Genomic DNA, 11,302 nt, shown 5'->3' on the forward strand with positions numbered 1-11,302 from the left:
ATTTAAAATTCAATTCCTTCCTGTGCAGGTACTCCCTTTTCATAATGGTGTTTTATTTCTCTTACTTCACTAACCATATCCGCCATTGATATCAATTTTTCGGTGGCATATCTTCCTGTTAAAACCAATGTGGTATGAGGTTTTTTTAAATTTATCAGACTTAATACATCTTCTTCTTTTAAAAGCCCAAAATCTACAGATACATTTATTTCATCAAGGATTACCAAATCATGTTCTCCTTTTTGCAAAACCTCTTTTGCAAGCTCAAGTCCCTCTTCTGCAAGCTTTATATCCAATGGGTCAGGATTACCTTTTTTTACAAACTTATCTTGCCCCTTCTGTATGATAGTAAAGTTCGGTAGATATTTCGAGGCTTGTATTTCCCCATAATTAGAATTACCTTTCATAAACTGTATCATGAATACCTTTTGACCATGGCCTATGGCTCTTAAAGCAAGGCCTAATGCAGCAGTAGTTTTACCCTTACCATTGCCCGTATATAAAAGCAACAACCCTCTTCTTGACATATTTTTCACTCCTATTTACAATTTGTATCATTTTCTTTTTAATAACAGGTTAACCAAAAAAACCTAAGCAAAATAATATCATTCTGAAAAGTTTACTTCAACAGTTTTATTATATTTCTTTTAATATTTAAAAAATCTTTTCATCTATTATTTTTTAGAGTTATTATTTTATTTATTTAACAGAACTGATAACTTTAGAAAAAACAAATATGCTATAATTATCAAAAAGGGGGTAACAAAATGAGAATAAGCTTTTGCGGTGCTGCAAAACTGGTAACAGGCTCCTGTTATTACATTGAAACAGAAAATAGAAAATTTTTAATAGATTGCGGAATGTTTCAGGGTGAGAAAAGCGAATTAAACTTTGAACCCTTCCCTTTCGATCCACGTGATTTGGATTTTGTAATAATTACCCATTCACATATTGATCATATAGGAAGATTACCCTTACTTTTTAAAAATGGTTTTAACGGTAGTATATTTGCCACTTCCGCAACTGCCGATTTAATGGAAATTATGTTAAAAGATAGTGCTCACATCCAGGAGCTGGAAAGCAAATGGCAAAATAAAAAAAGACAGAGAAAAGGGCTGGTCCCAATCAAGCCATTATATACCGTAGAAGACACCCTGCGAATACCGGAATATATAATTAAGTCCCCCTACGACAGGTGGATTGTTATTGATGAAAATATTCATGTAATGTTTAAGGATGCCGGACATTTATTGGGTTCTTCGATAATAATTTTAAAAATCAAAGAAAAAAATAATGAAATTCTTATAACTTTTTCTGGTGATTTAGGAAATTATAATATACCAATAATTAGAGATTATGAATATATTGATTATACCGATTATTTAATAATAGAATCAACTTATGGAGATAGGTTGCACGATAAAACCGAAGAAATAAAAAAATTATATGATATTATAATTAACACGGTAAAAAAAGGCGGAAATGTAATTATTCCAGCCTTTTCAGTAGGGCGAGCTCAGGAAATCTTATATTTACTGAACTATTATATAGACATTGAAAAGAGAAAAGAACTTTCCAATATGGAAATATACCTTGATAGCCCACTTGCAAAGGAAGCCCTCGAAATTTACGAAAAGCATAAAGAATGTTACGATGAAGAAGCTATTAACCTTCTTGGACAGGATATAGATATTTTAAGATTCAACAACCTGTATACTACTTCCAGTGCAGAAGAATCAATGGCATTAAACGATAAAAACGGCATTGTAATTATCTCATCCAGCGGGATGTGTGAAGCAGGAAGAATAAAACATCACCTGAAACACAACATCTGGAAAGATACCACATCCATAGTATTCGTAGGTTATCAGGCTGAAGGAACCCTTGGCAGGAAAATACTGGATAATGCAAAAAAAGTCAGAATTTTCGGCGAAGAGATGGTAGTAAAAGCAAAGGTTTATAATCTTACCGGCCTTTCCGGACATGCCGATATAGCAGGACTTATTAACTGGGTAAAAAATATAAAAAACGGAGTCTCGAAAAAAATATTTATAACTCATGGAGAAGAAAAGGCTTCTGAAAATTTTAAAAAAGAAATGGAGAAATTATTTAATGTCAGCGTATTAATACCCGATCTTTTTGAAAAAGTAGAGCTATAAATCATCTACCCTTTTTAAATTAATTCTTTTGTTGTTATTTATGGCAAAAAAGTACAGGGAAAATAATATAGTACAGCTTAACCCTAAGGCAATAAACGCTTTATCTATGTTTAGAATCTGGGCAAAAGAACCTGATATTAAACTGCCCAAAGGTGTTGTACCTGCAAAAATCATAGTGTACAAGCTCATAACTCTCCCTCGATATTCGTCAGAAGAAGAAAGCTGCAGAGATGAATTAGCGGTAGTTGTAAAAAGAATTGCAGAAAACCCCGCTAACATGAACAAAATTGATGAAAAATGGTAATTTTTATTGATCCCAATTAAAACAAATATTAATGAGTAAAATATCAAAGAAAAATAAAGAGTTTTTATATTAGGCCTTTTATTACTTTTAACTGCTACAAAAAGTGCCCCTAATAGAGCACCGATTCCCATTGAGGAAAGCAGAAAACCGTATCCTGCTTCATCTTTATGCAAAACATATTTTGTATACAGGGGAATTAATACGTTAAAATTCATTATAAACACATTCATTATAAAGAGTAATATTATTGTTTGCAAAATAATTTTATTTCTTCTGGTATATTTTAAGCCTTCCCAAATATCTATGAGCATTTTATTGTTTTTCTTTGTATTCATAGGCTTTATGCCCACATCAATTAAAAAAAGACCTATTAATACTGCAATAAAACTTAATCCATTTAACAAAAAACAAATACTCATTCCGACATTTTTAAGAAGGATTCCCGCAATTGCAGGACCTATTATCCTTGCAAGATTAAAATTCATAGAATTTAGCGCAACAGCATTATAAAGTAATTCCTGGCCGGCCAATTCTATAACGAAAGATTGTCTAACAGGCATATCGAAAGTATTTACTATCCCGATCAATAAACCAAAAATTAGTAGGATGTAGTAATTAATTATTTTCTTCCAGGTCAAAACTGATAACAAAAAGGCTAATAGCATTAATAAACTCTGGGTAAATATCAATAACTTTTTCTTTGGTAAATGATCGGCTATAGTTCCTGCCAAAAGGGACAAAAATAATTGGGGTGTAAATTGAACCGCATTATAGAACCCCACCAAAAAGGCAGAATTTGTTAACGTTAGAACAAGCCAGGAAAGCGCTGTATTCTGAAGCCAGGTACCAATAAGGGAAATGCACTGTCCCATCCAAAAATATTTAAAATTCTTAGATTTAAAAGCTTCAAAAGGATTTCTTATGCCGCTCATTTCTATATCATACTCCCGATTTTAATATTAGGCTTATCCTATTACGATTAATTATTTTATCATTTTTTATAGAAATTTAAAACAAATTTTACACTAAAATATTTCTATATTAAAACATATTATTATAAAATTTACCAATAGAAGGTGAAAAATTATGGAAAATTTTTCGTTGGGTATTGACCTTGGAGGGACAAAAATTGCAACCTGTATTATCGATAATAACGGTAATATTTTTGCCAGGGTTGAAATGCCCACTTTAGCAAAAGAAGGACCCGAAAAAGTAATTTCAAGAATGAAAAAAAGTGTTTATGATGTTTTAAGTCAAATAAATTTATCATTGAATGAAATTGCAGGAATAGGTATCGGAGTTCCTGGTCCTATAGACGTAGAAAAGGGAACCATTCAGAATCCGCCAAATCTCCCGGGATGGAAGGATATCCCTTTATGTTCAATTATGTTTAGGGAATTTAATACAAAAATAATTATAGAAAATGATGCTAATTCAGCTGCTCTTGGAGAATTTTTATTCGGAGCCGGAAAGGGAGTTAAAAATTTTATTTACATAACAATAAGCACAGGTATAGGAGCGGGAATCTTTATCGATGGCAAACTCTTCAAAGGTATAGGAAGAAATGCTGGAGAGGTAGGCCATATGACTATCAATTTTGAAGGTCCTATATGCGGATGCACAAACTCGGGATGCTGGGAAGCCTATGCTTCGGGCACTGCTTTGTCAAGGTTCGCCAAAGAAGGAATTTTATCAGGGATAAAAACAAAAATAATTGAAAAAGCCCGGAATGAAGAAATTACGGCGGAACACGTTTTTTCAGCCGCAAGAAAAGGTGATAATTTTGCTTTAACCCTCGTGGAAAATGAGGGATATTATCTTGGAGTGGGGCTTGCTAATCTAATAAATATCTTCAATCCCGGGCTCATTGCCATCGGAGGGGGGCTTACTCAATGCTGGGATATGTTCTATTCAAAGATGATGAAAACCATTAAAGAAAGATCTCTACCTGCTAACCTTAAACACCTTGAAATCGTAAAAGCCAAATTGGATAAAGATGCAGGTGCAATAGGCGCGGCATCATTGGCTTTTTTATAAGGTTAACTTCTAATTATTCTACCTTGTATTTTGAACCTTCAATTATTTTTTCTTCAGTTATATTATAAAGTTCATCAAAAAAATTTATTTTGAAACTTGCCGGACCGTAAATATTAGATTTTTTTGCCGCAAGTTCACCGCTAAGACCAAAAACTACTAAAGCTGCAACGGCAGCTCTAAAATAATCTTTTTCTACTCCACAAAAACTACCAATAACCGACGATAACATGCATCCAGTACCAGTAATCGTCCCCATTAAATAGTGACCATTATTGACAAAGGCTATTCGTTCTCCATCTGTAACTATATCCGTGGCACCTGATACCACAACTACAGTATTTAATCTTTTGGCCAGTTCCTTGGAAGCAGGCAAAAGATTTTCACTGCTTTTTACCGCTTCCACTCCCTTTATTTCTCCTCCTGCACCGGCAAGGGTACCTATTTCCGCACTATTACCTTTTATTACTGAAACTTTCACTTCGTTAAGTATTCTCCAGGTACTTTTTGTCCGTAAAGGTGTTGCCCCTGCTCCTACAGGATCAAGCACAACGGGTATCCCCAGCTGATTCGCTTTTTCCCCGGCTTTTATCATCGCGTCTACCTGCTCTTTCGTAAGTGTACCTATATTGAGGACTAAGCACGAAGCAGCTTTTACCATATCCTCTACTTCTTCAAGGGCATGAGCCATAACAGGTAGTGCTCCCACTGCCAGTGTAACATTTGCACAGTCATTTACGGTCACCATATTAGTAATATGGTGTATAAGAGGTTTATTTTCCCTGACTTTTTTTAAAATGCCGGAAATCATTTTTATACCTCCGTTATTTTATGATGTTTTTAATTAGTTTAAAATGCGTAGAATAAATAAAAAATATAGAACAAATAAAAAATCGTACCCAGCGGTACGATTTCACACTTTTACTACCTTCCCTCCGCTGGCATTACCCAAACAGGTTCAAGGGTTCGGGAAAATTTCCCGTCTCAGCCGCTTAAGCAGTACTTAAGCAGCACCCCCGGTAGTCTAATAATCTATTTTTTTGATATTTTACCCTGAAATAATCCTGCTGTCAATGCAATAAGATTGCTTTTTTATACACTTAACCATTTTCTCGTTTTTTTAAAGAATGTCCGTAATCAGTTCCTATTACCCTTCCTATGGAGTAAATTCTTCTTTTTATACACGAATTGCACTGCAGTGCACTTTCATTTATACAAATTTTGTTGGGATATAAAGTATAATGTTCCCGGTATTTCAGAGGAGTTACATTGGGCATAATAACGTTTGCACCAGCCATCAGAGCTTTTTCCCTGCCATCCTCCGGTCTCAAAGTAGCAAGAGCTGTAGTTGCCGGAATATGAGTATTTTTCGTTACTATCCTTGTCAAAGCAATTACTTTTAGTGTCATTTCGGCAGTCCCACCGGGATTGCCTGCAAGAGGTGTATCGGGGTGACAAATATAAGGGCCTACCCCTATCATATCGAGATCAAGTTTCTTAAACATTAATATATCCTCAGCCAGGTCTTCAATGGTTTGACCGGGTAATCCTATCATTACTCCCGAACCGGTTTGGTATCCTATTTGTTTTAGCCACTTCAAAATATTAATACGATTTTCAAAGCTTGAATCCGGATGAAGCTTAGCATAAAGCTCGGGATTTGATGTCTCAAATCTCATTAAATATCTATCAGCTCCAGCCTCATAAAGTTTTTCATACTCTTCATAGGACCGCTCACCGATGCTCAGCGTAATGGCAATATCCATATCATTTTTTATCCTTTTTATAAGTTCTGTAAGCTTATCCAGAGTATAGTACATATCTTCCCCTGATTGCAGCACAACAGTTTTATAACCCAATCTTGAAGCCAATGATACGGTTTCAAAAATCTCATCAATCTCCATTCGATAACGTCTTACCTTCTTATTATCCCTGCGTATTCCGCAATAAAGGCAATTATTCCTGCAATAATTTGAAAACTCAATCAGTCCTCTAAGATGAACCTCATCTCCAACATACTTTTTTCTTATTTTATCAGCTTTCTGATAAAGAATTTCTAACTTTTCCGGGTCTTCTAAAGAAAGAATATAGCAGAGTTCTTGCTTATTAAGCTCCACTTCCGAATCTATTTTTTCCCATATTTCATTTAGCATATAAATTCCTCCCAAAAATATGTCTTATTAATTTTAAAAGTTAAACTATACCACAATTTTTTCCACATAAGGGGAGGTTATAAGTCCTAACATTGTGCCATAATTCATTTTGAAGTCAATTATTGACCCAACTCTTATTTCTTTAAGTGAATTTGTTACATCAAGAATAAGGTGATCACTGCTGGCCCCGAGGATATTTATATGATCCTCATCTGGAATTAATCCTTCTATCCTGCAATCCTGTTTTCCCAGAGCTACTATTGCTCTTTTCATTGGGCCTTTATCTTCGAAAACAGGAATGTTACCAAAAGCATCCCTTCCTATTTCTCCAATAGGTTTTGAAGGCTTTGTTTTGACTTCTATTACTTGCGCTTTAAGGATCACCGTATTCTGATAAGTGTTAGGGATCTTTCGAAAGTTTGTTGAATCCGTACCCAAAAGAATAGCTTCACCAATCCTTAATTGATTAATGCGGCGGGGCAAAACCCCTTCTTCAACCATTTTTAAAGTAGCGGTATTACCTCCCGAAATGGTTTTTACTCGAATTCCATAAAATTTTTCCAATTCCTCAGCTATTTCCACCAAAATTGAGGTATTTTCTATTGAAGGGAGTACTCCTCCATAACACCCCACATTGGTACCTATTCCCTCAAACTCTATTCCGGGAAGTTCTAAAATCTTTCCTACTAAGTCCTTAACATCTTCCGGCATGACTCCTTCCCTTAAATCCCCTACATCAACCATTAATATAATTTTATGTACTTTACCATTTTCAACTGCTTTTTGAGAAATCAATTTTATTACTTCAAATTCCGAATTAAAACTACCATCCGCAAAATTTACTACATCGTTTATTTCGGAGGGCATAGGAATCCGGATTAGGTAAACAGGTAAATTTACACCGAAACTTTTTAATTTTACTATATTTTTTATACGTGAATCCCCCAGTTTTTTTACTCCTCCTTCGATCATCGTTTGCACTACTGGTTCCAAAGCACAGACGCCCTTTGTAATTCCCATCACTTCTATACCGTATTTGTAACACAGTTCTACGATATTCATCGCATTCTTTTTTATCAAAGATAAATTTATTTCTACTCTTGGATAGGTCAAAATACCACCTCCGAAAACTATAGCCCGTAGTATTTTTCCAAGTTTCTGTACTGTAATGCTTCAGCAATATGCTTTTCACTTATTCTTTCTTCTCCCTCTAAATCAGCTATGGTACGGGATACTTTTAATATCCTGTTTAAAGCTCTTGCACTTAATTTTAATTTTTCAAAAGCTTCTTTTAAAAGAAGTTTTTCTGTTTTCCCAATTGAGCAGAATTTATTTATTAAAGCACCACTCAGTTCTGAATTATATAAAATCCCATAATTTTTATATCTTTCAATTTGAATGTATCTTGCGTTTTCCACTTTTTTCCTTATAGTTAAGGAATCGGTGGATTTTGTATCCTCAAAATCTGAGAATTTCACAGAAGCTACTTCAATTTGCAGGTCAATTCTGTCCAGCAAAGGCCCTTTTATTTTCCCGAGATATTTCTGAATTTTCCCGGGATTGCACGAACACTCATGGAATGGGTCAAGGTAATAACCGCACGGACAGGGGTTCATTGCTGCAATTAACATAAATTTGGATGGAAATATTATTTTAGCATTATTTCTCACAATGGAAACACAACCGTCTTCCATTGGTTGTCTTAATAGCTCCAACACTTCTCTGTCAAATTCAGGAATTTCATCAAGAAATAACACCCCGTAATGGCAGAGGGTAACTTCTCCCGGTTTTGGGACCCTCCCTCCTCCTATCATACCCACAGGGGTAATACTGTGATGGGGTGCCCTGAATGGCCTTTTTCTAATTAATGAGCTATTCTTGGGCAAAATTCCGGAAATACTGTAAATTTTAGTAAGTTCAAGGGATTCTTCCTGAGTAAGTTCCGGAAGAACAGTGGGAACTCTTCGAGCAATCATCGTTTTTCCGGTACCCGGTGGCCCTATCATCAACAAGTTGTGATGACCGGCTGCTGCAATTTCGATTGCCCTTTTTACACCTTCTTGCCCTTTTACTTCTGAAAAATCCACATCATAAAACGGTATATTATCACTTATTTCTTCGATTTTATTCTCTATTTTCAGTTCTCCATTTAAAAATTCTATTGCATCTTTTAAAGTATTTACCGGTATTATCTCTATTCCTTTTATAACTTCCGCTTCCCTTTTATTTTCAAAGGGTAGTATAATCCCTTTCAATCTTTCTTCCTTCGCCTTTATAGCCATAGGCAATATCCCATTTACAGGCCTTACAAACCCATCTAAGGAAAGTTCACCTACTACCAGGTAGCTCGAGATAGAATCTTCTTTTACTCTTTTATTTGCCGCAAGGATGCCAATGGCTATTGGAAGATCAAATTGCGGCCCTTCTTTTTTTATATCCGCAGGTGCAAGGTTTACCGTAATTCGCTTAATCGGAAACTCAAAACCCTGATTTTTTATAGCCGCCCTAACTCTTTCCTTTGATTCTCTAACCGCTGTATCGGGTAGACCTACAATATCCAAGCACGGTAGCCCATTGGACAAATCCACTTCTACTTCTACTATAAAGCTTTCGATACCGTATATAGTGGAGCTTTTCAATTTTGATATCATATTTCCTCCTGTAAAATAAAAATTACAAATGACTATTTCAATAAAAAAAATAAAATTCCTTCTTTAATTTTTTATTCCCATTCTTCCCATTAAGTCGTCAATAAATTGTTTTGCGGTTCTTCCCGAACGCTGATTATTCCACAACTCCCATTGTATAGCCATTTTCCTTAATACTGCTGAATCGATGGAAAGCCCCCTGTTTTTAGCAATTCCTTCAACGATTTTTAAGTAATCTTCCTGATTCGGAGCATTAAATAAAACAGTTATTCCAAATCGATCGGATAAGGACAATTTTTCTTCTAACGTTTCATTTGCCCTTTTTTCTTCCTCCCGTCTATCATTAAAAAATTCTCTAATTAAATGACGTCTATTTGATGTAGCATAAATTACTACATTACCAGGAGTAGATTCCAAACTTCCTTCCAGTATAGATTTTAGATATTTATAATCTGTCTCAAATTCTTCAAAAGACAGGTCGTCAATAAAAATGATAAAACGCTGAGGTCTATTTTTCAGCAGAGATATAATTTCCGGAAGGTATTTAAATTGGTCTTTTAAAACCTCAACAATTCTAAGCCCATCCTTCCCGAATTCATGAATAAGGGCTTTAACCGTAGAAGATTTTCCCGTACCTCGATCACCGTAAAGCAATACATTATTTGCTTTAAACCCCTTCACAAACTGTTTTGTATTCCTGTAAATTTCCCTCTTTTGCTCTTCATAACCTATAATTTCGTGTAGTTTAACAGGATCAGGATCTGCAATTCCTTCCAATCTTCCGCCCTCATCTGTTTGTATCCACTTAAATGCCCAGTACCTACCGAAATTCCCACATCCCACCTTTTTATAAAAATGAGCGAGATCCCTAATATTTTTATCCCAATCATCTGAATTATGTAATTTTTCTTTTATATCTTCTTTTTCAATATAATAATATTCAGGATAAGGATATTCATTTTTTAATCCCATGTATTTATAATCGGGAAAAGATAATATGTAACCTAATTGTAATTTTTTCATTAATAAATCTTTAATTATATTTATATCAAATTCGTACGCCTTTTTTAAATAATGTAAATCATGGCTTACCATCGCTTTAAGGTGGTAGTTTATACTTTCATATTCAAATAACTCGCATTGTTGACTGAAACAGTTATCATCTCCCAATATAAGTTCTAATAGGTACTCCTGCCATATATTTCCTGAAAAATATGTGTTATTTTTTTCTCTTTCCTCTACCAGACGCCCTATAAATTCATGGTATTTTTCAAAAGCTTCAAGAAGATTATCATCGTTTAAAAGCATTTTTAAAATCTGGCAAAAAATTTTAATTACAGGGTCATTTGAAATATTTCTATAAACAACTAAGCGTTCAATGGCAAGAAGCATATCGTATACCTCTTTACCTTCATTATCTATTGGTGCCATTCTACATTACCCCTTTTTTAAATTACTTGATAATTAATTTACAAAAAAAAACCGGCTTTATCAAGGTGTAATTTTATGAGAACTTTTTCACTCAAATTTTTGAATAATATCCGTCATTTTCAAAAAATAATAAAAGAAAAGGTAATTATATAATTGGAGGGATAGAAATTGGTATTCAAAATGCTTAAAAAAAAGGATAGGGCTTTGGACAAGTACTTCATAAAACCCCAGGATTTAGGCTACAAAATGGAATTTTCTGGTGAAATTTTCCCACAGGAAAATAAAGCTACTAAAGTTGAAAATGAAAATATAACAAGACCCAATCTTATGATTTATCCGGGAGAATAAAGTAAACGGGGCGCTTTTGCCCCGTTTATGCATTTTCTTTCTTTATCCTCATTAAAGCCTTTTTCATGCGGTTATACCCTTCCATCAAATCTTCTTCCGTTACCGTGAGAATCGGCCTGAACCTTACTCCCTTTACACCCGTCGCCAATACCAGCATCCGCTCTTCAAAGCAATATTTCAAAAATTTACCCCTAAGTTCCTGATCGGGAAAATCAAAGGCCGCCA

At 34.6% G+C, this 11,302-nt stretch carries 10 protein-coding genes, 1 pseudogene and 1 riboswitch; of the genes and pseudogenes, 3 read left to right on the forward strand and 8 right to left on the reverse strand.

Features of this window, described 5'->3' with window-relative positions; genetic code table 11:
- Positions 1-2: 2 nt before the first annotated feature.
- A complete protein-coding gene (cobO, locus tag ATZ99_RS10230) occupies positions 3-527 on the reverse strand; it encodes a cob(I)yrinic acid a,c-diamide adenosyltransferase (protein ID WP_068749127.1) in 525 nt (174 codons plus the stop codon).
- Positions 528-767: 240 nt separating this feature from the next.
- Here cobO and ATZ99_RS10235 point away from each other — a divergent pair, with 240 nt between their 5' ends.
- Positions 768-2,159 (forward strand): MBL fold metallo-hydrolase, encoded by a 1,392-nt coding sequence (locus ATZ99_RS10235; protein WP_068749128.1) that lies wholly within the window; start codon positions 768-770, stop codon positions 2,157-2,159.
- On the opposite strand, the gene ATZ99_RS10240 is transcribed toward ATZ99_RS10235, so the two are convergent.
- The gene (locus ATZ99_RS10240; protein WP_068749129.1) at positions 2,154-3,395 is read right to left on the reverse strand and encodes an MFS transporter; all 1,242 of its coding nucleotides are present in this window, start codon (positions 3,393-3,395) and stop codon (positions 2,154-2,156) included. The two genes, ATZ99_RS10235 and ATZ99_RS10240, sit on opposite strands and share 6 nt — an antisense overlap.
- Before the next feature lie 154 nt (positions 3,396-3,549).
- On the opposite strand from ATZ99_RS10240, the gene ATZ99_RS10245 reads away from it, so the two are divergent.
- The gene (locus ATZ99_RS10245; protein WP_068749130.1) at positions 3,550-4,500 is read left to right on the forward strand and encodes an ROK family protein; all 951 of its coding nucleotides are present in this window, start codon (positions 3,550-3,552) and stop codon (positions 4,498-4,500) included.
- A 13-nt stretch (positions 4,501-4,513) separates the two neighbouring features.
- Here the strand turns inward: ATZ99_RS10245 and thiM are convergent, their stop codons facing one another.
- From thiM to ATZ99_RS10270, 5 genes are all read right to left on the reverse strand, one after another.
- A complete protein-coding gene (gene thiM, locus ATZ99_RS10250; protein ID WP_068749131.1) occupies positions 4,514-5,308 on the reverse strand; it encodes a hydroxyethylthiazole kinase in 795 nt (264 codons plus the stop codon).
- Positions 5,309-5,409: 101 nt separating this feature from the next.
- Positions 5,410-5,525, reverse strand: a riboswitch (TPP riboswitch).
- Between the two features lie 72 nt (positions 5,526-5,597).
- Positions 5,598-6,650, reverse strand: coding sequence for a [FeFe] hydrogenase H-cluster radical SAM maturase HydE (hydE, locus tag ATZ99_RS10255; protein WP_068749132.1), 1,053 nt, complete (start codon positions 6,648-6,650; stop codon positions 5,598-5,600).
- 45 nt (positions 6,651-6,695) lie between these two features.
- Positions 6,696-7,763: an alanine/ornithine racemase family PLP-dependent enzyme gene (locus ATZ99_RS10260; RefSeq protein ID WP_083947461.1), complete on the reverse strand. Its 1,068-nt coding sequence runs from the start codon at positions 7,761-7,763 to the stop codon at positions 6,696-6,698.
- A 17-nt stretch (positions 7,764-7,780) separates the two neighbouring features.
- Complete coding sequence (locus ATZ99_RS10265) at positions 7,781-9,301, reverse strand: YifB family Mg chelatase-like AAA ATPase (protein ID WP_068749133.1); 1,521 nt, start codon at positions 9,299-9,301, stop codon at positions 7,781-7,783.
- Positions 9,302-9,364: 63 nt separating this feature from the next.
- Entirely contained in the window at positions 9,365-10,729 is a 1,365-nt protein-coding gene (locus ATZ99_RS10270) for an ATP-binding protein (protein WP_245641375.1), read from the reverse strand.
- A 168-nt stretch (positions 10,730-10,897) separates the two neighbouring features.
- On the opposite strand from ATZ99_RS10270, the gene ATZ99_RS10275 reads away from it, so the two are divergent.
- Complete coding sequence (locus ATZ99_RS10275) at positions 10,898-11,077, forward strand: hypothetical protein (protein WP_068749134.1); 180 nt, start codon at positions 10,898-10,900, stop codon at positions 11,075-11,077.
- 25 nt (positions 11,078-11,102) lie between these two features.
- On the opposite strand, the pseudogene ATZ99_RS10280 reads toward ATZ99_RS10275, so the two are convergent.
- A pseudogene (locus ATZ99_RS10280) lies at positions 11,103-11,302 on the reverse strand (L-lysine 6-transaminase); the annotation flags it as partial.

Source organism: Thermovenabulum gondwanense (genome assembly GCF_001601575.1).
Lineage (GTDB): Bacteria > Bacillota > Thermosediminibacteria > Thermosediminibacterales > Thermosediminibacteraceae > Thermovenabulum > Thermovenabulum gondwanense.